Genomic DNA, 24273 nt, shown 5'->3' with positions numbered 1-24273 from the left:
CTTCAGCGTCGCCAGCCCCTCAAAACGCCTCTTTCACCCAACCCTTCGAGAACAGCCATCGGTAGGCCCACGGTATCGTCACCTTGGTCGATACCGGGTTCGAATGGGCGACATAGTCGTCATAGACCGGCTGCATCCTGGCGTAGAAGGCAGGGTCGAGCACCGTCATGCCGTTCTCCAGATCGTGGAAGAAACTGCGGTTGTTGAGATTGACCGACGAGATCGTCACCAGCCTTTCGTCGATCATCATGATCTTGGAGTGCAGCACGACATCGGGCGCCTTGAATTCGCGGATGTTGATGCGGTCGCAATATTTCTCCACGAACAGCTTGTTGAGCGCGGTCAGCAGCTTGCCGCCAATATCGCCCTTGAGGTCGATGCGGCCGACAATGTCGATCCTGACGCCGCGCGCCAGCGCCCGCTCGATGGCCAGGCTGAGCTTCGGCGTCAGATTAAGGTAGGGATTGACGATCTCGATATGGTGCCGGGCAGTGTCGATCAGCTCGACGAAATAGGTCTCGAGCGCATGGTTGTCCTCGTAGGGCACGGAAATGAAATGGCGCACCGTGCCCGGCGGGCGCCGGCTGTCGGAGCGCACCGGAATGGAGAAGGGTCTTGCGATGTTGGTGTCGGCGTCGCGCAGCCACAATGTCGAGAGATGCGCGGCCAGCGTCTCGACCGTGGCCGGGTCGGCAAACTCGATGTCGAAATCGCTCCAGTTCGAATAGTAGTTGAGCGAGAGGCCGTCGGTCTTGCCGTATTGCTCGAGGTTCGGATAGCGCGACAGGTCGATCGGCTTGTGGAACAGGAAGCCGTCATGAATGTTGCGGCCGCCGATGATGACGCGCGAGCGGGCGGGATCCTCGGCAAGCGTCGCCAGCATCTTGACGTGATGGGTCTTGTGCAGCTGTGACAGTTGCTCGTCGACCGGCGCGCCGTGGTCGGCCCGCCAACGATATTCCTGCAACTCGACATTGGGATAATCGGCCGCCAGCCGGTGCAGCAGGGCATCGTCCTTGTCGCGCTCCAGCACGTCTGTGACCATGATGCGCACTTTGGTGCCGAGGGCTGCGTGATGGCGGATCAGCCGCTCGATGACGCGGCCGGAAAAATCGGCCTTGAACTCCAGCGACGACAGATAGACCAGCTTGAGTTTCGGCGCGCGCGAGAAATCGAGCGGCAGTTCGGGGTCGGCCTTGTCGAAGGCGCTGTCGGGTAAAGGCGCGCCGAGCAGCGCTTCGACCTTGGCGTTGAAGCCGTCGCGCGACTTGCGTAACAGGCGCGGTGACCCGAGCGGCAGCGAACAGCTCTGCGACAGCCAGCGGCCGGCATAGAAGACGCGGGCGAGTTCATCCAGGCCGGATGGACCGGGCACTGGACAACGCTCGTAGCGGCTGTCGAGCGCGGCTATCGCCGGATAGGCAACCTCTTCGCGCAGGATGGTGAGCGGGGCGCCTGCCGGCGCCAGACTGGAGCTGAGCTTGAGACTGCAGCGGTTCAAACCATCGCTGGGGAACAGGCTGGCGGTTTGCCCGGCCGACAGGCGGAGGCGGAAGGCGGCACCGCTCGCCACGCTGCGCGAGCCACCGCCGGCGCGAATCGCCAGCGCCCCGTCGCAGGCGCCCGATATCTCAACCGGCTGCTTTCCCGCCTGGCGCATCACGATCTCGACCGAGCGCGCCTGCAGGCCGGAAAAGCTGAACGTCTTTGGCGCGGAGGGCCGCGCGGCGGCGTTGACATAGAGCGTCTGCCGCGACACGCGCCAACGGCCGTTGAAATGGCCTTCGCCGGCTGTGCCGCTCACTGCCGGCATCTGTTCGGCGGTAACCGGCTTCGCCAGCCGTTCCAGCGTCCGGTAGGTGGCCTGGAAATCGCGGTTGGCGATGGCGTGGCGGTCATGTCCGAACGGACCGGTGCCGTTCGCCCTGTCGATGGCGCCGATCTGGTTGTGGGCGAGCAGCGCCAGAAACTGCCTTTCATAGTCGCGGGCGCCGGCATCGCCGAAAAACGCTGCTGCTGCAGTCTGCGGTCCCGGCGTGTCGGCCGATAGCGACGGCCGGCCGCAATCCTTCGCATCGGGAAAGAAATCGCAGCTGTGCCGGATCGGGGCGGCGCAACCGGCAAGGGCCGCCAGCCCCAGCCCGGCCAAGGCCAGGCAGATGGCGCGGTTCATCCGGTCGCACCGTTCATCGTCTTCAGTTCAGCCGGATCGCGCGGCGGCAGGAAGCCTTGCGGAAACACCTTGCAGACGGGAAGCGCGAAAGTGGCGATCAAAAGCTCGGCCTCGCCGCGCATCTTTTTCGGCGCTGTCTTGTCATCACGGATCGCCTTTGCCGAGGCGACGAGCGCGCCGTCGCAGTCGCAATGATTATGGCGCGCGATGTAGCAGGCGTCATGGATTTGGCAGGCGCTGTCGAGGCGATTGACAGGGCGAGCCGAGAGGTCGCCGGTGCGGGTGCCGGGACCGCAATAATTGCCGAAGACGAAAGGCGACGGGCGGGCCATTGCGATACGGACCGGCTTGGGCAGTTCGGCTTCCGGAACTTCGGTCCATGGATTGGCGCAGGCGGAAAGCGCGACAAGCGGCAAGATGGCGAGCACCGCTCGCATTTTGATCCGCACCAGCTTTGCAAAAAAGTGTCCCACCCGGCGCAGCCAATCCTTAATGATAGGCGACATCGCGCTTGTTGCCACACTGGCCGATTTTGTGGCGAAGGCAAGGCGGCGCGGCCATCAGACAAACAGCCCGCGCTCTCTCTCGACCGCCTTGGTGATGAAGTTGGCGACGATCTGCACGCGGCGCAGCGGCCGGACCGATTCATGATAGACCAGCCAGTAGGCGCGGCGGATCGGCGTCACGATGTTGACGGGGATCAGCTCCGGCATCGAGCGGGCGACAAAGGTGTGCAAGATGCCGATGCCGGCGCCCGACCGCACCGCTTCGGCCTGGCCCAGCGCTGAGGAGATGGCGAAGCTGGTGCGCCAGTCCGGGCTGAACTCCGCCGCATAGTCGAGCGACGGGCTGACGATCAGGTCTGGGACATAGCCGATCAGCGTATGCTGGCCGAGTTCGGCAGCGGTCTCGGGTAAGCCGTGCGCCTGCGCATAGTCCCGCGAGGCAAACAGGCCGAGGGTGTAGTCGACCAGCTTTCCCGCCACCAGCCTGCCTTCGCTCGGCCGCTCGACGGTGATGGCGATGTCGGCCTCGCGCCGCGACAGCGAGAAGGAACGCGGCACCGGCACCAGCTGGATGGTGAGTTCGCGGTGCAGCGCGGTCAGCGCGCCAAGACGCGTGGCGAGGAATGCGACGCCAAACCCGTCGGGCGCGCCGATGCGCACGGTGCCTGAGATATCGTCGCCTTCGCCCGACACGGCGGAGCGCGCGGCGATCATGTCGGCTTCCATGCGCTCGGCAATGTCGAGAAAGCGCTGGCCGGCCGGCGTCAGCTCGCTGCCGGTGGTAAGCCGGCGAAACAGTTTTGTCCGTAACGCATCCTCAAGCGCTGCGATGCGGCGCGAGACGGTGGCGTGATTGAGTTCCAGCCGCTTGGCGGCGCCAAGGATCTGCCCGGCGCGGGCCACGGCGAGGAAGATGCGGACGTCATCCCAGTTCATGGGGGTGGTCCGGGCTAGCGGCGAACGCGGCGTTCCCGCCCACCCCCCTCTGGCCTGCCGGCCATCTCCCCCGCAAGGAGGGAGATTGGCAGCTCCGCCACCTGCGTCTCTTTTGCTGCGTTGAAGATTTGCGAAGGCGGCGGCCACATCTGATCTCCCCCCTTGCGGGGGAGATGTCCGGCAGGACAGAGGGGGGTGTGACGGAGCGCAACCTTCGGGCCTTTCAGCAATCTGTAATTTGCGGCAATTAATGCACACTCGTCCTTCGTTGTCTATTTCTTGCACAACGGTTGCGTTTCCCCTCGCGTTGCCTTCGCGCCTGCAAAGGCGTTGAATGCTTCATCACAAACTCAGGGAGAGAAACCATGATCGAATACGGTCATTTCATCGGCGGCAAGCATGTCGCCGGGACCAGCGGGCGCAAGCAGGACGTCATGCAGCCCATGGACGGCTCGGTGCGCGGCACGGTGGCGCTGGCGTCGCCGGCGGAACTGCGTGCGGCTGTGCTGAACGCCAAGGAAGCACAGATCAAATGGGCTGCGACCAACCCGCAGCGGCGTGTGCGCGTGCTGATGAAGTTTCTTGAACTGGTTGCTCGCGACTATGACGAACTGGCCGATCTCCTGGCGCGCGAGCACGGCAAGACCATCGCCGACGCCAAGGGCGACATCCAGCGCGGCCTCGAAGTGGTCGAAGTCTGCATCGGTGCGCCTCACATGATGAAGGGCGAGTTCACCGACGGCGCCGGCCCCGGCATCGATGTCTATTCGATGCGCCAGCCGCTTGGCGTCGTTGCCGGCATCACCCCGTTCAATTTCCCGGCGATGATCCCGTTGTGGAAGATTGCCCCGGCGCTGGCCTGCGGCAACGCCTTTATCCTGAAGCCTTCCGAGCGTGACCCTGGCGTGCCGATGCGCATCGCCGAACTGTTCCTCGAGGCTGGCCTGCCGGCTGGCGTTCTCAACGTCGTCAATGGCGACAAGGATGTCGTCGACGCCATCCTCGACGATCCTGATATCAAGGCTATCGGCTTTGTCGGCTCGACGCCGATCGCGCATTACATCTACTCGCGCGGCACGGCCGCGGGAAAACGCGTGCAGTGCTTCGGCGGCGCCAAGAACCACATGATCATCATGCCCGATGCCGACATGGACCAGACCGTCGACGCGCTGATCGGCGCGGGCTACGGCTCGGCCGGCGAGCGCTGCATGGCGATCTCGGTTGCCGTTCCCGTCGGCAACGACACCGCCAACCGGCTGATGGAAAAGCTGATCCCGCGTGTCGAAAGCCTCAAGGTCGGCCCGTCGACGGATTCGTCCGCCGATTTCGGCCCGCTGGTGACGGCGCAGGCATTGGAACGCGTCAAGGGTTATGTCGACACCGGCGTCAAGGAAGGCGCCAAGCTGGTCGTCGATGGCCGCGGCTTCTCCATGCAGGGCTACGAGGATGGCTACTATATGGGCGGCTGCCTGTTCGACAATGTGACCGCCGACATGCGCATCTACAAGGAAGAGATTTTTGGCCCGGTGCTGTCGGTGGTGCGTGCGCCGACCTATGAGAGCGCCATCAAGCTAGCCAACGATCATGAGATGGGCAATGGCGTCGCCATCTTCACCCGTGACGGTGATGCTGCTCGTGATTTTGCTTCGCGCGTCCAGGTCGGCATGGTCGGCATCAACGTGCCGATCCCAGTTCCGATCGCTTACTACACGTTCGGCGGCTGGAAGGCGTCGTCCTTCGGCGACCTCAACCAGCATGGTCCGGACGCGTTCCGCTTCTACACCAAGACCAAGACGGTGACCTCGCGCTGGCCCTCCGGCGTCAAGGACGGTGCCGAGTTCGTCATCCCGACGATGAACTGACCGGACGATTTCGAAGATCGGCAAGAAGGCCCGGGTTCAACGTCCCGGGCCTTTCTTTGTACGAAACCGACATTGGCGATCACGTTCAAGCGATGGAACCAAGAGCCTGTCATCTGCCTTAAATTGCATTCCTGCCGTGTGCAGGCCATCAAAATAGCGCCGGTTGCAGCCGGGGTTCTCGTCTGGCGCAAGGAGGTGTCAGATGACACGACGTCTTGTGGCGGCGATATTCTTTGCGGTGTTCGCGATGTCCGGCATCGCCGAGGCCAAAGCCGATCAATGCGCGGCGCGGACCGACTTGGTCAAGGCGCTCGGCGAGAAGTTCCACGAAAACCAAGCCGCTCGTGGCCTGGTGAACCCGAATGTGGTGCTTGAGATATTCGTCTCCGACCAGGGCACCTGGACCATCCTGGCCACCGACACACACGGCCAAAGCTGCATCATCACGGCTGGCGAAGGCTGGGACGGGGCGACCATGGCCGCAGTCTTGCCGGGCACCTGATAAAGACCGGTCGGAAGTCTGGAGCAGAGACGGAGTTCAGCGTGTGGCGGCCACTTCGGCATGGCCGCGCAGGAGTGCCATAAGGCGTTTGGCGTCCTTGGCGGCAGCCTCTTCGTCACCAGCCAGGATCGAGCGGATTAGCGCGACGTGGTGCTCAGCCGATTCGGCCAGTCCTGTGTCGGCCCTGTAGCGGAACCAGAAGCGGCGGCTGTGGGTCTGCAGGGGCGCGGCCAGACGGGCCGCAAACGGGTTGTCGGCGGCCATCGCCAAGGCCTCGTCGAGCGCCTTGTCGGCCTGGATGAAGGCCAGCACATTGCCCGAGATGACGGCCTTCTGCATGGCAAGGGCTGCCTCATGAAACAGGTCGGCGGCCTCACGGGTGACGAAGCGGGCGGCCGAGCGCGCCAGCACCACCTCGACGCCGCGCCTGGCATCCAGCACGCGCAGCCAGTCGCCGGGATGAAGCGGGGCAATGGCGATGCCGGCGCGTGGCCTGACATCCAGCAGTCCTTCCCAGGCGAGGCGCTGGATCGCTTCGCGCACCGGCGTGCGTCCTAGCGCCAGCTTCTCGATGAGGGCGCCTTCGGTGACAAAGCTCGCCGGCGCCAGTTCCAACGTCACGATCATATGCTCGAGTACATGGTAGGCCTTGGCGGCGGCCGGCTCGGGGTATGCTGTCTCACTGGATATCAAAGGTGGGCTCCTGATATATCTCACATATATCATAACGAATTCCGCGTTGACAGCCGGTTTTCAAATAGATATACGGCTGATATATCAGATGGAGAGACGATCATGTGGACCGGAGTTTTCCCCGCCGTCACGACCAAGTTTACTGATGACGACCGCCTCGATCATGCCGAGATGGAGCGCTGCTTTGCTTTGCAGATGGAGGCAGGCTGCGACGGTATCATCGTCTGCGGTTCGCTCGGCGAAGGGCCGATGCTGTCGCATGACGAGAAGATCGAGGTGCTGAAGACTGCCCAGAAAGTTGCAGGCAACAAGCCGGTGCTGCTGACGGTCAACGAGGCGGGCACCCGCGAGGCGGCGAGCATCGCAAAGCGCGCGAGCCGGGAAGGCGCCAACGGGCTGATGGTGGTACCGAGCCCGATCTATCACACCAACCCGGAAGAGACGGTCGCCGCCTTGCGCGCCGTCGCTCAGGCCGGCGACCTGCCGGTGATGATCTACTCCAACCGCCTCGCCTACCGCGTCGACGTCACCGTCGACCAGATGGAGGAACTGGCCGCCGACAAGCGCTTCGTCGCCATCAAGGAGTCCTCCGACGACATCCGCCGCTCGACAGAGATCATCAACCGCTTCGGCGACCGCTACGATTTGTTCACCGGCGTCGACAATCTCGCCTTCGAGGCGCTGTCGGTGGGCGCCATCGGCTGGGTGGCGGGTCTGGTCGTCGCCTTCCCGCGCGAGACCGTCGCCATCTACCAGCTGATGAAGCAGGGCCGCCGCGAGGAGGCGCTTTCGATCTACCGCTGGTTCCGGCCGCTGCTCGATCTCGATGTCTCGACCTATCTGGTCCAAAACATCAAGCTTGCCGAAGTGCTCGCGATCGACACAAATGACCGCGTGCGCATGCCGCGCCAGCCGCTGTCGGGCGAGCGCCGCAAAGCGGTCGAGAAGATCGTCAAGGACGCGCTGGCGGTACGGCCGAAGCTGCCGCAGTTCTGAAGGCTTTCTTCTCCCCGTGCACGTGCACGGGGAGAAGATGGCGGCAGCCAGATGAGGGGCAGCGCCGACGTGCAAGGAAATTCCAGGGACACAGAGGAGGGCCGCCGCCCCTCATCCGCCCTTCGGGCCCCGCAGCCCTTCGCTGGCGCTCCGGGCGTTCGTCGTTCGGAAAGCCAAGCAGTCGGCTTTTCCACCGCTTCGCGGACCACTCCTCACCCCCGTGAACGGGGAGAAGGGGTAGATATCGCCATTGTCGGTGGCGGCATTGTCGGCATCTGCGCGGCGGCCATGCTGGCCGAGGCCGGGCGCAGCGTCACGGTCTTCGACCGCACCGGCATCTGCGAGGAGACGAGCTCCGGCAATGCCGCCGCCTTCGCCTTCTCCGACGTGCTGCCGCTGGCGCATAAGGGCATGATGCGGCACTTGCCGAAATGGCTTGCCGATCCGCTCGGGCCACTCAGCATCCCGCCAGCCTATCTGCCGAAACTGTTGCCTTGGCTGTTCCGCTTCTGGCGCGCCGGCGCACCGGCAAAATATGAGGCGAGCCTTGCTGCTCAGGCAGACATGATGAAGCTCGCCGAGGCCGAATGGATGGGACTGCTCGACCGTTCCGGCACGCGGCCGATGCTGCGCGAGGACGGTTCGCTGGAACTTTATGAAAGCGAGGCCGAGTTTCAGGCCGGGCTGCCGGGCTGGGCGGCGCGCCAGCGCTTCGGCATCGACTTTCGCCATGTCGAAGGCGACGAACTGGCGCGGCTGCAGCCGGGACTGTCGCCGCGCTTCATCAAGGGCACCTTCGTGCCGGGCTGGAAGACCGTCGCCGATCCGAAACTGCTCGGCAAGGCGGTGTGGGCCTATGCCGAAGGGTTGGGCGCGCGTTTCGAAAAGGCGCGCATAGAGCGCGTCGCCGCCAAACCTGATGGCGCGACGCTGACGCTGACCGACGGCACGACCAGGCAGGCAAGACATCTTGTCGTGGCCGCCGGGGCATGGTCGCATCTGCTGGCGAAGGCGCTTGGCGACACCATCCCGCTCGAAACCGAGCGCGGCTACAACACCACACTGCCGAAGACCGCTTTCGACGTGCAGCGAATGCTGATCTTTTCCGGCCATGGCTTCGTCATCACGCCACTCGACACGGGCTTGCGCGTCGGCGGCGCCGTCGAGTTGGGCGGTCTCGACCGGCCGCCGAATTTTGCGCGCTCGAAGGCCATGCTGGAAAAAGCCAGACAGTTCCTTCCGGGGTTGGACGCGTCAGGCGGCCGCGAGTGGATGGGCTATCGCCCGTCGCTGCCGGATTCGCTGCCGGTGATCGGCACGGCGCGAACCGCGCCCAACATTGTCTACGCCTTCGGCCATGGCCATCTCGGCCTGACCCAGGCGGCGGCCACCGGCCGCTTGATCCGCGATCTTGTTCTCGGGCAGACTTCGCCGATCGATCTTGCCCCCTTCAGCCCGCAACGGTTTTGAGTCCGAGGAAATCATGGCCAAAAAATCCTTCTTTTGCATCGACGGCCATACCTGCGGCAATCCGGTGCGGCTGGTCGCCGGCGGCGGTCCCTTGCTCGAGGGTTCGACGATGATGGAGCGGCGGGCGCATTTCCTGGCGGAGTATGACTGGATCCGCACCGGGCTGATGTTCGAGCCACGCGGCCACGACGTCATGTCGGGCTCGATCCTCTATCCGCCGACGCGCGAGGATTGCGACATAGCCATCCTGTTCATCGAGACGTCGGGCTGCCTGCCGATGTGCGGCCACGGCACGATCGGCACGGTGACGATGGCCATCGAACATGGGCTGATCAAGCCGAAGACACCCGGCGTGCTCCGGCTCGACACACCGGCCGGGCTGGTTATCGCCGAATACAAACAGGTCGGCGACTATGTCGAGGAGGTGCGCATCACCAATGTACCGTCCTTCCTTTATGCCGAGGGACTGACGGTCGACTGCCCGCAGCTTGGCGAGATCACTGTCGATGTCGCCTATGGCGGCAATTTCTACGCCATCGTCGAGCCGCAGGCGAATTTTCGCGACATGGCTGATTATTCCGCCGGCGATTTCATCGCCTGGAGCCCTGTGGTGCGGCAGCGGCTTAACGAGAAGTACTCGTTCGTGCATCCGGAAAACCCCGGCATCAACCGGCTGTCCCACATGCTGTGGACGGGCAAGCCGACGGTGGAGGGGGCCGACGCACGCAACGCCGTCTTCTATGGCGACAAGGCGATCGACCGTTCACCTTGCGGCACCGGCACCTCGGCGCGCATGGCGCAGCTCCATGCCAAGGGCAAGCTCAAGGCCGGCGACAGTTTTGTCCACGAATCGATCATCGGCTCGCTGTTCAAGGGCAAGGTCGAGAAGGACGTCACTGTTGCCGGCAAGCCGGCCATCATTCCCTCGATCGGCGGCTGGGCGCGGATGACCGGCCTGAACACCATATTCATCGACGACCGCGATCCGTTCGCGCACGGTTTTGTGGTTAAGTGATACGGTAGGCTGCCGATCATCCACCGAGACGAAGACTTGGACCCAGAGCGGGACCTCTTGGCGAAACCAGTCAGCGAAAGGTTAGCGCGTTGGGCGAGGCATCCACCGCCATAGTCGGAAGTAACCCATGTTGCAGCTGGTCAGTACGGAATGTGGCTAAAAAACGAAACCCGCCAACAACGCAAAGATTCGTCTCATCACCTAATTTTGACCGGGATTTCTTCGAAATGAGGTCGCTGGTCCGGCTGAATCGTCAAAGACATTGCGTTATGCCAATGATAGGGTCCGCGATAGTCCAGGGGTCGGGAGCAAAAAAACGGGCAATCGGAAGGCGTGCCGGCAAAACACGCTCGACGTTTGAAAAATCACGTTGCAATCCGGGCTCGAAACTTTACGACTAGGGGAAATACGAAAAGGAATGCGTCTGCATGGGCGACATTCCAGGGGAGCCATGTACACATGCAGTACTTTGTCCAGCAGCTTATCAATGGGCTGACGCTGGGATCGATCTATGGGCTGATCGCAATCGGCTACACGATGGTCTACGGCATCATCGGCATGATCAACTTCGCCCACGGCGACATTTTCATGGTCGGGGCATTCGCCGCCCTCGTTGTCTTCCTCATCCTCGGCTCCTTGTTCTATTCGGTCCCGGTCGTCCTGGCGCTGCTGATCATGATGATCGTGGCGATGCTGCTCACCAGCCTCTACAACTGGACGATCGAGAAGGTGGCCTACCGGCCGCTGCGCGGTTCGTTCCGGCTGGCGCCGCTGATCACCGCCATCGGCATGTCGATCGCGCTGTCGAACTTCATCCAGGTGACGCAAGGTCCGCGCAACAAGCCGATCCCGCCGATGGTCAGCCAAGTCTACAACATCAACGGCATCAGCGTGTCGCTGAAGCAGATCATCATCGTCGTCGTCACCGCCCTGCTGCTGGCGCTGTTCTGGTACCTGGTCAACAGGACTTCCCTCGGCCGGGCGCAAAGGGCGTGCGAGCAGGACCGCAAGATGGCGGCGCTGCTCGGTGTCGATGTCGACCGTACGATCTCGATCACCTTTATCATGGGTGCAGCGCTTGCGGCCGTCGCGGGCACGTTGTTCCTGATGTATTACGGCGTCATCGCCTTTTCCGACGGCTTTGTGCCGGGGGTCAAGGCCTTCACCGCGGCCGTTCTCGGCGGCATCGGGTCTCTGCCGGGCGCGGTGCTTGGCGGGCTTTTGATCGGCTTCATCGAGAGCATGTGGTCGGCGTATTTCTCGATCGACTACAAGGACGTCGCGGCGTTCTCGATCCTGGCGATCGTGCTGATCTTCCTGCCTTCCGGCATTTTGGGCCGGCCAGAAGTCGAAAAGGTCTGAGACAATGGCGGTTTCCGTATCCTCGGAGCGCGACACCGTCGCCTCCCCCGTGCAGCGTGCATTGCGCGAAGCGTTCTATGCCGGCGCCATCTCGCTGGGGTTGTTCATTCTCTTCATCGGCCTGAAGACCGACCAGAACATAAGCAACCAGCTGATCCTGGTGCAGCGCTGGTTGCTGCTCATCACCGTGGTCGTGCTGACCATGCTTGGCCGCTTCTTCTACATTGCATATGGCCAGCCGTTCATGGCCAATCAGAAGATCACCAATGTCGCCACCGGCCTGTTGCCGGCGAGCGTCGCGTCGCGCTTCTTCCTGCTTCCGGCCTTCATCGTCGCCGTTGTGCTGGCGGTTGTCCTCGTTGCGTTCGGCAGCGCCCTGCCGGTGTTGGTGGGACCCGATCTGGCCGGCTACCTTCAGTTCCTGCGCGCATTGGCCGTCATTTACGCGCTCGCTTGCGTGATCTTCTATTTCCGCTCCTTCATCCACGCCAATTTCACCAAGCTCGGGATTGCGGCGCTGGTGCTATACCCGATCCTCGTCGTCGTGGTGCTGTCGATCTACGCGTGGTCGATAACCGGCGGCCTGCAGGGCTCGTTGAAGTGGGTCGACAATTTCGGCATCCAGATCCTGATCTATGTGATGCTGGCCTGGGGGCTGAACATCGTCGTCGGCCTCGCCGGCCTGCTCGATCTCGGCTACGTCGCCTTTTACGCGGTCGGTGCCTATGCCTATGCGTTGCTCGGTTCGCAATACGGCCTGTCGTTCTGGATCCTGCTGCCCGCCGCCGGCGCCATGGCCGCCTTCTGGGGCGTTATGCTCGGCTTTCCGGTGCTCAGGCTTCGTGGCGATTACCTGGCGATCGTGACGCTGGCCTTCGGCGAGATCATCCGCCTGGTGCTGATCAACTGGCGTGAAGTCACCAACGGCTCGGCCGGCATCTCCGGCATCCCGAAGGTCACCTTCTTCGGCCTGATGACGTTTAATTCGACCGACCCGAACTATATCGGCAAGGTGCTGCACATCGCCCAGTCAAGCGCCTACTACAAGATCTTCCTCTACTATCTCATTCTCGGGCTGGCGCTGCTGACCGCCTTCGTCACCATCAGGCTCAGGCGCATGCCTGTCGGCCGCGCCTGGGAGGCGCTGCGCGAGGACGAGATTGCCTGCCGCTCGCTTGGCATCAACACCACCACCACCAAGCTCACCGCCTTTGCCACCGGCGCCATGTTCGGCGGTTTTGCCGGCGCCTTCTTCGCCGCACGGCAAGGCTTCGTCAGCCCTGAATCCTTCGTCTTCCTGGAATCGGCGATCATCCTGGCCATCGTGGTGCTCGGCGGCATGGGCTCGCTGGTCGGCATCGCGGTCGCCGCGCTGGTGATGATCGGCGGCACCGAGGCGCTGCGCGAACTCGATTTCCTGAAAAGTGTCTTCGGAAAAGATTTCACCCCGGAGCTTTACCGCATGCTTTTGTTCGGCATGGCGATGGTCATCGTCATGCTGTGGAAGCCGCGCGGCTTTGTCGGCAGCCGTGAACCGACGGCCTTCCTCAGTGAACGAAAAGCGGTCTCCTCCTCCTTCACCAAGGAAGGGCACGGCTGATGAGCGCGACCTCCATTCAGAAGACCAATCCGGGTATGAAAGACGCCATCCTCCAGGTCGAGCATCTTTCGATGAAGTTCGGCGGCCTGATCGCCATCGGCGATCTGTCGTTCCAGGCCAAGCGCGGCGAGATCACCGCTCTGATCGGACCCAATGGCGCCGGCAAGACCACCGTCTTCAATTGCATCACCGGCTTCTACAAGCCGTCGGAAGGCATGATTACGCTCAACCGGGCCGACGGCTCGAGCTTCCTGCTCGAACGGCTGCCCAATCATGAGATCCCGGCGCGCGCCAAGGTGGCGCGCACCTTCCAGAACATCCGCCTGTTCTCGGGCATGACGCTGCTGGAGAATCTGCTGGTTGCCCAGCACAACAAGCTGATGAAGGCATCCGGCTATACGATCCTGGGCCTGTTCGGGATCGGCGGCTACCGCAGGGCCTCGGCTGAATCGGTGGAGCTTGCCAAGCACTGGCTGGAGAAGGCCGATCTTGTCGATCGCGCCGACGATCCGGCCGGCGACCTGCCCTATGGCGCGCAGCGGCGCCTCGAGATTGCGCGCGCCATGTGCACAGGGCCCGAACTTCTGTGCCTCGACGAGCCTGCGGCCGGTCTCAATCCGAAGGAGTCGGCTGCGCTGAATTCGCTGCTGATGGACATCAAGAGCAGTACCTCGATCCTGCTGATCGAACATGACATGTCGGTGGTCATGCAGATTTCCGACCATGTCGTGGTGCTTGAATATGGCCGCAAGATTTCCGACGGCAGCCCGCAATCGGTGCGTACCGACCCGCGCGTCATCGCCGCCTATCTCGGCGTCGACGACGAGGAGGTCGAGACGGTGCTGACCGAGGTTGGCGATGAAGACGTCATCGAGCAGCTGGACATCGGGCCGGATTCGGCTCACGGACCAGGCACATCGTCTTCCTATCTCGCCGGCCCGGTAAGCGACACGATCGGCCACAGCCAGGGCGAGCGGGTCACAGTGTCGAAGGGAGCTTCAAAGGCCACCCAATACGATACAAGAGCCAACTCCGCGCCAAGAGCACCGTCCGAGCGTCTAACGGCCAAGTCCAAACCGGCGGCCACCAAATCCCCGACAGGCAAGCCGCGCGGAGGGCGTAAGTGATGGCCGAGACAACGCTGCTCGACATCAAGGGCGTCGAGACCTACTACGGCAACATCAAGGCGCTGAACGGCGTCGATGTCCACGTCAACCAGGGCGAGATCGTCGCGCTGATCGGCGCCAACGGCGCCGGCAAGTCGACGCTGATGATGACCATCTTCGGTGCGCCGCGCGCTCGTGCCGGCTCAATCACTTTCGCCGGCACCGACATCACCCAGATGCCGACGCACGAGATCGCCCGCATGCGCATTGCGCAGTCGCCGGAAGGCAGGCGCATTTTCCCGCGCATGACGGTGATGGAAAACCTGCAGATGGGCGCCGGTCTCGACAATCTCAAGCACTATGACGAAGATGCTGAGAAGGTGTTCGCGCTGTTCCCGCGCCTCAAGGAGCGCATTGCCCAGCGCGGCGGCACGCTGTCGGGCGGTGAGCAGCAGATGCTGTCGATCGGACGTGCGCTGATGGCGCGGCCTAAGCTGCTGTTGCTCGACGAGCCGTCGCTGGGTCTGGCGCCGCTGATCGTCAAGCAGATCTTCGATGCCATCCGCGAGCTGAACCGCACGCAAGGGCTGACCGTGTTCCTGGTCGAGCAGAACGCCTTCGGCGCGCTCAAACTCGCCACGCGCGGCTATGTCATGGTCAACGGCAACGTGACCATGAGCGGCACAGGCAAGGAATTGCTCGCCAATCCGGAAGTGCGGGCGGCCTATCTCGAAGGCGGCCATCACTGATTTTGGAGCGGAATGTATGCATACGGTATTCCGCTCCTACTTGTTTGTTTGTCGCATGACCTTTGTCCGAAAAGTCTGCAACTTTTCGGGATCATGCTAGGGAGTCTTCATCATGCAAGGCATTCTTCACGAGGAACCTTCCATCTGGCAGTTCTTCTTCGTCACCTGTCTGCTCGGCGGCTGGGCGGCATGGATGACCGGCAAGGCCAGCGCCCAGACATGGCGCAGCCTGCCGGCGCTGTTCGCCTATCTGCTGGGTCTCGGCATAGGCATCAGGTTCATCCATCATGCCTTGTTCGGCGGCACGATGTTTTCGCTGCAATACTATGTCGTGGACACAATCGTGCTCATGATATTGGGATTTGTCGGCTATCAATACACGCGTACGAACCAGATGGTGACGCAGTATAATTGGCTTTACGAACGGGCTTCGATCTTAAGCTGGAAACCGAAAGGTTGACGTTCATCATTAACGCCGTTCCGGGGATGAATCGGCGTGACAAGGGCCTGAAAATCGGCAAAGTACGCTTTCTGCGATAAGGGTGGGCATCGCATGAAAGTTTCATCCACGCCCACCTCGTAAATGGGAGCGTTTAAATGAAGAAATCACTTTTGTCCGCCGTTGCCCTGACCGCGCTTGTCGCGTTCGGTGGCAATGCATGGGCTGACGTTATCGTCGGCGTCGCAGGTCCGATCACCGGTCCGAATGCGGCCTTCGGTGCGCAGCTGCAGAAGGGTGCGGAAGCGGCCGTTGCAGACATCAACGCAGCAGGCGGCATGAACGGCGAGCAGATCAAGCTCGAAGTCGGCGACGACGTCTCGGATCCGAAGCAGGGCATTTCGGTCGGCAACAAGTTCGTCGGCGACGGCGTGAAATTCGTGATCGGCCACTTCAACTCGGGCGTCTCGATCCCGGTTTCGCAGGAAGTCTACGTCGACAACAACATCGTCGAAGTGACGCCTGCGGCGACCAACCCGAAATTCACCGAGCGCGGCCTGTGGAACGTGTTCCGCACCTGCGGACGCGATGACCAGCAGGGCGGCATCGCCGGCGGCTATATCGCGACCAACTTCAAGGACGCCAAGGTTGCCGTCATCCACGACAAGACCCCCTATGGTCAGGGCCTTGCCGACGAGACCAAGAAGGCGATGAACGCAGCCGGCCTGACCGAAGTCATGTACGAAGGCGTCAATGTCGGCGACAAGGACTTCTCGGCGCTGATTGCCAAGATGAAGGACGCCGGTGTTACCCTGATCTATTGGGGCGGCCTGCATACCGAAGCCGGCCTGATCATCCGCCAGTCGGCGGACCAGGGCCTCAAGGCCACCCTGATGTCGGGCGACGGCATCGTCACCGACGAGCTGGCTGCGATCGCCGGCGATGCGGTTATCGGCACGCTCAACACCTTCGGTCCCGATCCGCGCCTGATCCCCGAGAACAAGGCACTTGTCGAGAAGTTCCGCGCCCAGGGCTTCGAGCCGGAAGCCTACACTCTCTACTCCTACGCCGCCATGCAGGTGATCGCCGAGGCCGCTGCCGTGGCCAAGTCGAACGACCCCGTGGAAGTGGCCAAGGCGCTGCACGAGAAGGGCCCGTTCAAGACCGTTCTGGGCGATCTCGCCTATGACGCGAAGGGCGATCCGAAGCTCCCGGGCTACATCATGTACGAATGGAAGAAGGGTCCGGACGGCAAGATCTCCTGGTTCCCGAAGTCGTAATTTGGAACACAGCTCTATGGAATGCCCGGCGCTCGCGCCGGGCATTTTTTCTTTGGTGACAGGGCGGCAGCGAGGGTGGCTGGATAAGCCGCTAGCCGGGTCGAATTTGTGCGGGCACGACAATTAGCGTCACCTCGCGACGCCAATCGCACGCATCTTTTCGAGCGGTGGTGCTAGAATCGCATTTAAATCGGTTTAACCTCTCCCCGATTTTGGTTGCACTGCAGCATTTTCGCGTTAATCATGCCTCTGCCCCACCCTCCTGTCCGGAGCCTGCTTCCTTGGCCATCACGAAGATCCTCGTCGCCAACCGGTCCGAAATTGCCATCCGCGTCTTTCGCGCGGCCAACGAGCTCGGCCTCAAAACCGTGGCGATCTGGGCCGAGGAGGACAAATATTCGCTGCATCGGTTCAAGGCCGATGAAAGCTACCAGGTCGGGCGCGGGCCGCATCTGGCCAGGGACATGGGGCCGATCGAAAGCTATCTGTCGATCGAGGAAGTGATCCGCGTCGCCAGGCTGTCCAGCGCCGACGCCATCCATCCAGGCTATGGCCTTCTGTCGGAAAGCCCTGAATTCGCAGATGCCTGCGCCGAGGCCGGCATCACCTTCATCGGACCGAAGCCCGACACGATGCGCCGGCTCGGCAACAAGGTCGCCGCGCGCAATCTGGCCATCGAGGTTGGCGTGCCGGTGGTGCCGGCAACCGAACCGCTTCCGGACGACATGGAAGCAGTCAAGCAGCTCGCCAAGACAGTCGGCTATCCGGTGATGCTCAAGGCATCATGGGGCGGCGGCGGGCGCGGCATGCGCGCCATCCGCGCGGAAGCCGACCTCGCCCGCGAGGTGATGGAAGGCAAGCGCGAGGCCAAGGCCGCCTTCGGCAAGGACGAGGTCTATCTCGAAAAGCTGATCGAGCGCGCTCGCCATGTCGAGGTCCAGGTGCTCGGCGACACGCATGGCAACGCTGTACATCTGTTCGAGCGCGACTGCTCGATCCAGCGCCGCAACCAGAAGGTCGTCGAACGGGCGCCGGCGCCCTATCTCAGCGAGGCATTGCGCCAGGAGCTTTGCGGCTATGCGCTCAAGATCGCGCGCGAGACCAGCTATATCGGCGCCGGTACGGTGGAATTCCTGCAGGACGCCGACACAGGCAAATTCTACTTCATCGAGGTCAATCCGCGCATCCAGGTCGAGCACACCGTCACCGAGCAGGTGACCGGCATCGACATCGTCAAGGCGCAGATCCACATACTGGACGGCTTTGCCATCGGCACGAAAGAGTCGGGCGTGCCGGCGCAGGCCGACATCAGGCTGAACGGTCACGCGCTGCAGTGCCGCATCACGACCGAGGATCCGGAGCATAGTTTCATTCCGGACTACGGCCGCATCACCGCTTATCGCGAAGCCGCCGGTTTCGGCATCCGCCTCGACGGCGGCACCGCCTATTCGGGCGCGGTCATCACCCGCTTCTACGATCCGCTGCTGGAGAAGGTGACTGCCTGGGCGCCGACACCGGCCGAGGCGATCGCCCGCATGAATAGGGCCCTGCGCGAGTTCCGCATCCGCGGCGTGGCGACCAACCTCACCTTCCTCGAGGCAATCATCAACCACCCGCGCTTCGCCGACAATTCCTATACGACCAGGTTCATCGACACGACGCCGGAGCTGTTCGCGCAGGTGAAGCGGCAGGACCGCGCCACCAAGCTGCTCAACTATCTGGCCGACGTCAGCGTCAACGGCCATCCCGAAACCCGCGGCCGACCGATGCCCAAGACCGATGCGGCAGCGCCTGTCGTGCCCTATCTCAACGGCAATGTGCCTGATGGCAGCAAGCAGAAGCTAGACGCGTTGGGGCCGGAGAAATTCGCTGCCTGGATGCGTGAGCAAAAAGAGGTGCTTGTCACCGACACGACGATGCGCGACGGTCACCAGTCGCTGCTCGCCACCCGCATGCGCACGCATGACATTGCCGGCATTGCCGGCACCTATGCGCGCGCGCTGCCGCGGCTGCTGTCGCTGGAATGCTGGGGCGGCGCCACTTTCGACGTCGCCATGCGCTTCCTCACCGAGGATCCGTGGGAGCGGTTGAGCAAAGTGCGCGAAGCGGCCCCCAACCTTTTGCTGCAGATGCTTCTGCGCGGCGCCAATGGCGTCGGCTACACCAACTATCCCGACAATGTCGTGCAACATTTCGTCAGCCAGGCAGCGGCCGGTGGCGTCGACCTGTTCCGCGTATTCGACTGCCTGAATTGGGTCGAGAATATGCGCGTCGCCATGGACGCGGTGGGCGCCGAGGGCAAGCTGGTCGAAGCGGCGATCTGCTACACCGGCGACATCCTCGATCCGGCGCGCGCCAAATACGACCTTAAATACTATGTCGGGCTGGCGAAGGAATTGCAGGCCGCCGGCGCCCATATCATCGCCGTCAAGGACATGGCCGGGCTTTTGAAGCCGGCTGCCGCCCGCGTGCTGTTCAAGGCGCTGCGCGAGGCGACCGACCTGCCGATCCATTTCCACACCCACGACACGTCAGGCCTGTCGGCGGCGACGGTGCTGGCCGGCGTGGAAAGCGGCGTCGACGCCATCGACGCGGCGATGGATTCCTTCTCCGGCAACACCTCGCAGCCTTGCCTGGGCTCGATCGTCGAGGCGCTGAAGGGAACCGAGCGCGATCCCGGCCTCGATCCGCAATGGATCCGCAAAATCTCCTTCTACTGGGAAGCGGTGCGCAACCAGTATGCCGCCTTCGAAAGCGACCTCAAGGGGCCAGCCTCGGAAGTCTATCTGCACGAAATGCCGGGCGGCCAGTTCACCAACCTCAAGGAACAGGCGCGTTCGCTGGGGCTGGAAACGCGTTGGCACGAGGTGGCACAAGCCTATCACGACGTCAATTTGATGTTCGGTGACATCGTCAAGGTGACGCCGTCGTCCAAGGTGGTCGGCGACATGGCGCTGATGATGGTGAGCCAGGATCTGACCGTTGCCGACGTCGAAAACCCAGCCAAGGACATCGCCTTCCCGGACTCGGTCGTCTCGATGCTGCGCGGCGATCTCGGCCAGTCGCCCGGCGGCTGGCCTGCGAAGCTGCAGAAGAAGGCACTGAAGGAAAGCAAGCCGATCACCGAGCGCCCGGGCTCGCTGCTCAAGCCAGCCGACCTCAAGGCCAGCCGCAAGGAGATCGAGCAGAAGCTGGAGCGCAAGCTCTCGGAGTACGAATTCGCCTCCTGGCTGATGTATCCGAAGGTGTTCACCGACTTCGCCGCCGCGCAGGAAACCTACGGGCCGGTCAGTGTGCTGCCGACGCCGACCTATTTCTACGGCATGAAGTCCGAAGACGAGATCTTCCTGGACATCGAAAAAGGCAAGACGCTTGTAGTGCGCTGCCTTGCGATCGGCGACGTCGATGAGAAGGGCATGGTCACCGTGTTCTTCGAGCTCAACGGCCAGCCGCGCCGTGTCCGGGTGCCGGACAGGGCGCATGGCGCCTCGGCGGCCAAGGCTCGGCGCAAGGCCGAGCCCGGCAACGAGGCGCATGTCGGCGCGCCGATGCCGGGCGTGGTCTCCGCCCTTTCGGTTGCCGCCGGCCAAGCGGTCAAGGCCGGCGACGTGCTGTTGTCGATCGAAGCCATGAAGATGGAGACGGCCCTGCATGCCGAGCGCGACGGCACAGTGGCCGAAGTGCTGGTCAAGGCCGGCGATCAGATCGATGCGAAGGATCTGTTGATCGCGTTTGGCTGACGCGCGGATCCATCACACTGGGGACGGCTGGCAGCAGCCGTTCACGAAGCGCCGATAATGGCTTGACCCGCCGCGCCTGCTCGGGCATCGAACCCGCTCCCAATTTACCGCGCCAGAATCGCGGTGCTTAAAAAGTAGCGGAGAAAAAACATGGCCGACGACATCACAGATACCAGCCAGACTGTTGCCGCCGGCCAGTTGCGCGCCTTCATCGAGCGCATCGAGCGGCTCGAGGAAGAAAAGAAGACCATCGCCGACGACATCAAGGAAGTGTTCGCCGAGGCCAAGGGCACCGGCTTCGACACCAAGGCGATGCGGTCGATCATCCGGCTGCGCAAGAAGGACCAGGCCGAGCGCCAGGAAGAGGAAACCATCCTCGATCTCTACAAGGCCGCGCTCGGCATGGTGTAAGGCTGTCTGGAAATTCTACTCCGGCTGATATCGCCGGAGCGAATTTCGAAACAGTCTCGGGCCAAGGAATGATGCTGGAACGGGCATCGAACCATGAGCGAATTCGACTTCGGCGCCCGCCGCGCCTCTGAATTCCGCCAACGCAGCTTCTGGGCGCTGTTCGCCGAACGGCATCCGGAGGAACGCGCTTCCATGGCGCGGCGCGGACCCTGGTTCTGGCAGCGCGGGCTGCCTGACTTCGCTCTGGTCCTGTCCATGTATGTCGCGCCGGCGCAAAGCCAAGTTGGCGTCTTTTTCGGCCGTAACGAGAAGTTCGGCGCGACCGGGGTCTGGTCGCGGCTGAAGCCGTTCCAACCGGCAATCGAAGACTGGCTGAAGCTCAGGCCGGAGCAGAGCTGCGAGGGCCTCGGCATCAATTCGATGTGGCGGGTGAACTGCTATGCCGAGGACAACTGGCCGGCCATGGCCGACTGGCTGGTGACGGAATGCTCGCGCTTCGAGCGCGCCGTCACCGACGTGCTGGGAGAGGGATAGCTATCAGGTGTTGGTGCAAAGCATCGGATCCTTCTTCGACTCGCGCTGGCAAGGCGCGGTGCCGGTCGAGCGGTTGTTCTGGCGCGATCTAGTGCTTGTCGGCACGGCGATCAACATCGCCTCGTCGGTGGCCGCGCTCATTCTGCTCGGCTTGAAGCTGCCGCTCGCCGTCGTCCTGGCGGTGCATTTCGCGCCCGTGCCCTACAACATCTTTCTGACCTTTGCCGTCTGGCGAACCACGGAAAAATCCAGTGGCGCCAAGGCTTCGTTGATGACGCTCGGGGCTACGCTTTGGCTGATCCTGGTGGTGGTTGTCTGAGAAGATTGACACGAAAAAGGGCGGCCGAAGCCGCCCTTTGAAGATGGTGGTCAAGCTGCGGCTTAAGGCGCCGGCTCGAATTTCAGCGCCACGCCGTTGATGCAATAGCGCAGGCCGGTCGGCGGCGGGCCGTCCTCGAAGACATGGCCGAGATGGCTGCCGCAGCGGGCGCAGTGGCATTCGGTGCGGACCATGCCGTAGCTGCGGTCGACGGTGTTTTCGACCGAACCGGGCACCGGATCATTGAAGCTCGGCCAGCCGGTGCCGCTCTCGAACTTGAGCTTGGATTCGAACAGCGGCTGGTCGCAGCCGACGCAGGAAAAGGTGCCGGCGCGCTTTTCGTAGAGCAGGGCGCAGCTTCCGGGCCGTTCGGTGCCATGGCCGCGCATGACCGCATATTGCTCGGGCGTCAGGCGGGCGCGCCATTCGGCGTCGGTGCGGGTGACAGGGTAGGTGTGGGTGTCCATTTGATCTCCTCAGCCTTGGCGGCTTGTTGTTGGTTGCAAGCAATATTCGCTTAGAGATAGGCGTTTGTTACGTGTTTTGCTCGCATTTTCAGCCGAGTTCCTACCCAATCGCCTGAAGATAGCGGGCGATCGACGCATGAAATGCCGTTCTTGCGCCGCCGATGATGTTCTGCTGCCACCACGCGCCGTAGATGTCGTCGAATTCGAAAGGCTCAAGTGCCGCCGCGATGCGTCGCACGGCCGGCGCATTGAGCGGAATGTAGTTCGGATAGCTGTACATGAAGCTGACATGGCGACGCGTCGGCGTCACCTGCAATATGTCGCCGGACAGCAGGGCGTTACCGCCATCGCGTTTCCAATGCAGCACCTGGCCGCCGGCAAAATGGCCACCGCAACGCACGAGTGTCAGCGACGGGTTTATGGCCAGCGTCTCGCCCGCCGCGCTGACGATGGCGTTGTGCGGCCGCATGATCCACTGGCGGTCGTCGGCATGGAGATAGATCGGCACGCCGCCAAACGCCTCGCTCCACTCGACCATCACCGAATAATAGTGGCAGTGCGAAATGGCGATCGCGGCCAGGCCGCCGCGACGGTTGATTTCGGCTACCGCCTCGTCGCTCACCATCGAGATGCAATCCCACAGCACATTGCCGTGCGGCGTCTGCGCCAGCAGCGCCCGCTGGCCGATAGCAAAGCGCGGCTCGATGCCGAAAGCGAGAACGCCGGCATCGTCCTTCATCACAAGCCTATGCCCGGCAGAGAGTTCTTCCCCCGTGATCCAGGCCTGGCCTTCCCAGCGCACATATTGCCGCTCGTCCTCGCAGATCGGGCAATTTTCTGGAGGGGTCTGCGTTGCCGCGAACTGGACGCCGCATTGCGGGCAAAGAAAGCAGGTCATCGGTTTTCCTCTCATATCAATGCTTGCGTGAGAGCTGCTTCGTCGCGGCTTCCAACCCGGCCAGCGTCAGTGGGAACATGCGGCCGCCGAAGAGATCGCGGATCATCGCGATCGAATGGGTGAAGCCCCAGTTTTTCTGGTTTTCGGGGTTCAGCCAGACCGCATTCGGCCATTGCTGGATGAGGCGGCCAAGCCAGACACTGCCGGCTTCCGGATTCCAATGCTCGACCGAACCGCCGGGATGCGCGATCTCGTAAGGGCTCATCGAGGCATCGCCGACGACGATCACCTTGTAGTCGGGGCCGTATTTGTGAAGCAGATCGAAGGTCGGGATGGTCTCGGCATGCCTGCGCCGGTTGTCCTTCCAGACGCCCTCGTAAACGCAGTTGTGGAAGTAAAAATATTCGAGCTGGCGGAATTCGGCGCGGGCGGCCGAAAACAGCTCCTCGACGCTTTTGATGTGGTCGTCCATCGAGCCGCCGACATCGAAGAACATCAAGAGCTTCACGGCGTTGCGCCGTTCGGGGCGCGTCTGCACATCGAGATAGCCGTGCTCGGCGGTGGCATGGATGGTGCCGGGCAGGTCGAACACTTCCTCCGCACCCTCGCGCACCCAGCGGCGCAGGCGCTTCAGCGCCACCTTGATGTTGCGGGTGCCGAGCTCGACGGCGTCGTCGAAATTTTTGAACTCGCGCTCGTCCCAGACTTTCACCGCACGGCGATTTCGGCTTTCATGCTGGCCGATGCGCACGCCTTCGGGATTGTAGCCATAGGCGCCGAAAGGCGAGGTGCCGCCGGTACCGATCCATTTCGAGCCGCCCTGGTGGCGGCCTTTCTGCTCCTCCAGCCGCTGCTTCAGTGTCTCCATCAGCTTGTCGAAACCGCCGAGCGCCTCGATCAGTTTCTTCTCTTCCTCGGTCAGGTGCTTTTCGGCGAGCCGGCGCAGCCATTCCTCAGGGATGTTGGCGACACCGACGGCATCGGGGCCGGTGAGCGCCTCGATCCCCTTGAAGACATGCGTAAACACCTGGTCGAAGCGGTCGATATGGCGTTCGTCCTTCACAAGCGCGGCGCGGGCGAGGTAGTAAAAACCCTGGACGTCATAGTCGACCAGCCCGGCCTCCAGCCCTTCCAGCAGCGACAGATATTCCCTGAGCGAAACGGGAACCCGCGCGGCCTTTAGTTCGAGAAAGAAGGGGAGGAACATGGTTGGCC

21 protein-coding genes and 1 pseudogene are annotated in these 24273 nt (G+C 62.7%); 15 read left to right on the top strand and 7 right to left on the bottom strand.

Going from position 1 to position 24273, the window contains the following annotated elements; translation table 11 throughout:
- Window positions 1-19 precede the first annotated feature (19 nt).
- The 3 genes from NKJ57_RS20030 to NKJ57_RS20020 form a co-directional block, all read right to left on the bottom strand.
- On the bottom strand, window positions 20-2173 hold the full coding sequence (locus NKJ57_RS20030; protein ID WP_023815251.1) for a phospholipase D-like domain-containing protein: 2154 nt from the start codon (window positions 2171-2173) through the stop codon (window positions 20-22).
- Window positions 2170-2610: a phospholipase A2 family protein gene (locus NKJ57_RS20025; RefSeq protein ID WP_023684130.1), complete on the bottom strand. Its 441-nt coding sequence runs from the start codon at window positions 2608-2610 to the stop codon at window positions 2170-2172. The genes NKJ57_RS20030 and NKJ57_RS20025 overlap by 4 nt, the downstream gene beginning before the upstream one ends.
- A 123-nt stretch (window positions 2611-2733) precedes the next feature.
- Window positions 2734-3615 carry a LysR family transcriptional regulator gene (locus tag NKJ57_RS20020; RefSeq protein WP_023668708.1) on the bottom strand — a complete coding sequence of 294 codons (882 nt, stop codon included), beginning with the start codon at window positions 3613-3615 and terminating at the stop codon, window positions 2734-2736.
- A 365-nt stretch (window positions 3616-3980) separates the two neighbouring features.
- Between NKJ57_RS20020 and NKJ57_RS20015 the strand changes: the two genes are divergently transcribed.
- Entirely contained in the window at window positions 3981-5477 is a 1497-nt protein-coding gene (locus NKJ57_RS20015) for a CoA-acylating methylmalonate-semialdehyde dehydrogenase (protein WP_023684131.1), read from the top strand.
- A 202-nt stretch (window positions 5478-5679) separates the two neighbouring features.
- A complete protein-coding gene (locus NKJ57_RS20010; RefSeq protein ID WP_023684132.1) occupies window positions 5680-5979 on the top strand; it encodes a hypothetical protein in 300 nt (99 codons plus the stop codon).
- A gap of 36 nt (window positions 5980-6015) precedes the next feature.
- On the opposite strand, the gene NKJ57_RS20005 is transcribed toward NKJ57_RS20010, so the two are convergent.
- Window positions 6016-6705 carry a GntR family transcriptional regulator gene (locus NKJ57_RS20005; protein WP_050589759.1) on the bottom strand — a complete coding sequence of 230 codons (690 nt, stop codon included), beginning with the start codon at window positions 6703-6705 and terminating at the stop codon, window positions 6016-6018.
- Window positions 6706-6774: 69 nt separating this feature from the next.
- Here NKJ57_RS20005 and NKJ57_RS20000 point away from each other — a divergent pair, with 69 nt between their 5' ends.
- From NKJ57_RS20000 to NKJ57_RS19940, 13 genes and pseudogenes are all read left to right on the top strand, one after another.
- Window positions 6775-7668 (top strand): dihydrodipicolinate synthase family protein, encoded by an 894-nt coding sequence (locus NKJ57_RS20000; RefSeq protein WP_023700249.1) that lies wholly within the window; start codon window positions 6775-6777, stop codon window positions 7666-7668.
- A gap of 51 nt (window positions 7669-7719) precedes the next feature.
- Window positions 7720-9138 (top strand): NAD(P)/FAD-dependent oxidoreductase, encoded by a 1419-nt coding sequence (locus tag NKJ57_RS19995; RefSeq protein WP_280940085.1) that lies wholly within the window; start codon window positions 7720-7722, stop codon window positions 9136-9138.
- A 13-nt stretch (window positions 9139-9151) separates the two neighbouring features.
- Window positions 9152-10153: a 4-hydroxyproline epimerase gene (locus NKJ57_RS19990; RefSeq protein ID WP_023755542.1), complete on the top strand. Its 1002-nt coding sequence runs from the start codon at window positions 9152-9154 to the stop codon at window positions 10151-10153.
- A 459-nt stretch (window positions 10154-10612) separates the two neighbouring features.
- A complete protein-coding gene (locus NKJ57_RS19985; protein WP_023668715.1) occupies window positions 10613-11515 on the top strand; it encodes a branched-chain amino acid ABC transporter permease in 903 nt (300 codons plus the stop codon).
- Between the two features lie 4 nt (window positions 11516-11519).
- Entirely contained in the window at window positions 11520-13115 is a 1596-nt protein-coding gene (gene livM, locus NKJ57_RS19980; protein ID WP_023668716.1) for a high-affinity branched-chain amino acid ABC transporter permease LivM, read from the top strand.
- Window positions 13115-14221: pseudogene (locus NKJ57_RS19975) on the top strand (ABC transporter ATP-binding protein); the annotation flags it as partial. The gene livM and the pseudogene NKJ57_RS19975, both read left to right, overlap by 1 nt.
- Before the next feature lie 20 nt (window positions 14222-14241).
- A complete protein-coding gene (locus tag NKJ57_RS19970; protein WP_023668718.1) occupies window positions 14242-14970 on the top strand; it encodes an ABC transporter ATP-binding protein in 729 nt (242 codons plus the stop codon).
- A gap of 112 nt (window positions 14971-15082) precedes the next feature.
- Window positions 15083-15430: a DUF6867 family protein gene (locus NKJ57_RS19965; RefSeq protein WP_023668719.1), complete on the top strand. Its 348-nt coding sequence runs from the start codon at window positions 15083-15085 to the stop codon at window positions 15428-15430.
- Window positions 15431-15567: 137 nt separating this feature from the next.
- Window positions 15568-16689 carry a branched-chain amino acid ABC transporter substrate-binding protein gene (locus NKJ57_RS19960; protein WP_023668720.1) on the top strand — a complete coding sequence of 374 codons (1122 nt, stop codon included), beginning with the start codon at window positions 15568-15570 and terminating at the stop codon, window positions 16687-16689.
- Window positions 16690-16970: 281 nt separating this feature from the next.
- Window positions 16971-20429 carry a pyruvate carboxylase gene (pyc, locus tag NKJ57_RS19955; protein WP_352512192.1) on the top strand — a complete coding sequence of 1153 codons (3459 nt, stop codon included), beginning with the start codon at window positions 16971-16973 and terminating at the stop codon, window positions 20427-20429.
- A gap of 150 nt (window positions 20430-20579) precedes the next feature.
- Window positions 20580-20840, top strand: a complete 261-nt coding sequence (locus tag NKJ57_RS19950) for a DUF2312 domain-containing protein (protein ID WP_023668722.1) — start codon at window positions 20580-20582, stop codon at window positions 20838-20840.
- 93 nt (window positions 20841-20933) lie between these two features.
- Complete coding sequence (locus tag NKJ57_RS19945; RefSeq protein WP_023668723.1) at window positions 20934-21374, top strand: hypothetical protein; 441 nt, start codon at window positions 20934-20936, stop codon at window positions 21372-21374.
- Between the two features lie 7 nt (window positions 21375-21381).
- Complete coding sequence (locus NKJ57_RS19940; protein WP_023829292.1) at window positions 21382-21693, top strand: hypothetical protein; 312 nt, start codon at window positions 21382-21384, stop codon at window positions 21691-21693.
- Between the two features lie 62 nt (window positions 21694-21755).
- Here NKJ57_RS19940 and msrB read toward each other — a convergent pair whose 3' ends face one another.
- The 3 genes from msrB to NKJ57_RS19925 form a co-directional block, all read right to left on the bottom strand.
- Window positions 21756-22160 carry a peptide-methionine (R)-S-oxide reductase MsrB gene (gene msrB, locus NKJ57_RS19935; protein WP_023668725.1) on the bottom strand — a complete coding sequence of 135 codons (405 nt, stop codon included), beginning with the start codon at window positions 22158-22160 and terminating at the stop codon, window positions 21756-21758.
- Between the two features lie 100 nt (window positions 22161-22260).
- Complete coding sequence (locus NKJ57_RS19930; RefSeq protein WP_352512194.1) at window positions 22261-23058, bottom strand: MBL fold metallo-hydrolase; 798 nt, start codon at window positions 23056-23058, stop codon at window positions 22261-22263.
- 16 nt (window positions 23059-23074) lie between these two features.
- Window positions 23075-24265: a vWA domain-containing protein gene (locus NKJ57_RS19925; RefSeq protein WP_352444851.1), complete on the bottom strand. Its 1191-nt coding sequence runs from the start codon at window positions 24263-24265 to the stop codon at window positions 23075-23077.
- Window positions 24266-24273 lie beyond the last annotated feature (8 nt).

This window comes from Mesorhizobium sp. M0077 (assembly GCF_040322955.1).
Lineage (GTDB): Bacteria > Pseudomonadota > Alphaproteobacteria > Rhizobiales > Rhizobiaceae > Mesorhizobium.
Note: the sequence above shows the minus strand (reverse complement) of the source record. Positions and strands in the feature narration are given on the sequence as shown.

Excerpts from the sequence above, each read along its gene's own strand:
- NKJ57_RS20030 (WP_023815251.1), bottom strand. The coding sequence starts at position 2,173 with ATGAACCGCGCCATCTGCCTGGCCTTGGCCGGGCTGGGGCTGGCGGCC.
- NKJ57_RS20025 (WP_023684130.1), bottom strand. The coding sequence starts at position 2,610 with ATGCGAGCGGTGCTCGCCATCTTGCCGCTTGTCGCGCTTTCCGCCTGC.
- NKJ57_RS20020 (WP_023668708.1), bottom strand. The coding sequence starts at position 3,615 with ATGAACTGGGATGACGTCCGCATCTTCCTCGCCGTGGCCCGCGCCGGG.
- NKJ57_RS20015 (WP_023684131.1), top strand. The coding sequence starts at position 3,981 with ATGATCGAATACGGTCATTTCATCGGCGGCAAGCATGTCGCCGGGACC.
- NKJ57_RS20010 (WP_023684132.1), top strand. The coding sequence starts at position 5,680 with ATGACACGACGTCTTGTGGCGGCGATATTCTTTGCGGTGTTCGCGATG.
- NKJ57_RS20005 (WP_050589759.1), bottom strand. The coding sequence starts at position 6,705 with ATGATATATGTGAGATATATCAGGAGCCCACCTTTGATATCCAGTGAG.
- NKJ57_RS20000 (WP_023700249.1), top strand. The coding sequence starts at position 6,775 with ATGTGGACCGGAGTTTTCCCCGCCGTCACGACCAAGTTTACTGATGAC.
- NKJ57_RS19995 (WP_280940085.1), top strand. The coding sequence starts at position 7,720 with ATGAGGGGCAGCGCCGACGTGCAAGGAAATTCCAGGGACACAGAGGAG.
- NKJ57_RS19990 (WP_023755542.1), top strand. The coding sequence starts at position 9,152 with ATGGCCAAAAAATCCTTCTTTTGCATCGACGGCCATACCTGCGGCAAT.
- NKJ57_RS19985 (WP_023668715.1), top strand. The coding sequence starts at position 10,613 with ATGCAGTACTTTGTCCAGCAGCTTATCAATGGGCTGACGCTGGGATCG.
- livM (WP_023668716.1), top strand. The coding sequence starts at position 11,520 with ATGGCGGTTTCCGTATCCTCGGAGCGCGACACCGTCGCCTCCCCCGTG.
- NKJ57_RS19970 (WP_023668718.1), top strand. The coding sequence starts at position 14,242 with ATGGCCGAGACAACGCTGCTCGACATCAAGGGCGTCGAGACCTACTAC.
- NKJ57_RS19965 (WP_023668719.1), top strand. The coding sequence starts at position 15,083 with ATGCAAGGCATTCTTCACGAGGAACCTTCCATCTGGCAGTTCTTCTTC.
- NKJ57_RS19960 (WP_023668720.1), top strand. The coding sequence starts at position 15,568 with ATGAAGAAATCACTTTTGTCCGCCGTTGCCCTGACCGCGCTTGTCGCG.
- NKJ57_RS19950 (WP_023668722.1), top strand. The coding sequence starts at position 20,580 with ATGGCCGACGACATCACAGATACCAGCCAGACTGTTGCCGCCGGCCAG.
- NKJ57_RS19945 (WP_023668723.1), top strand. The coding sequence starts at position 20,934 with ATGAGCGAATTCGACTTCGGCGCCCGCCGCGCCTCTGAATTCCGCCAA.
- msrB (WP_023668725.1), bottom strand. The coding sequence starts at position 22,160 with ATGGACACCCACACCTACCCTGTCACCCGCACCGACGCCGAATGGCGC.
- NKJ57_RS19930 (WP_352512194.1), bottom strand. The coding sequence starts at position 23,058 with ATGACCTGCTTTCTTTGCCCGCAATGCGGCGTCCAGTTCGCGGCAACG.
- NKJ57_RS19925 (WP_352444851.1), bottom strand. The coding sequence starts at position 24,265 with ATGTTCCTCCCCTTCTTTCTCGAACTAAAGGCCGCGCGGGTTCCCGTT.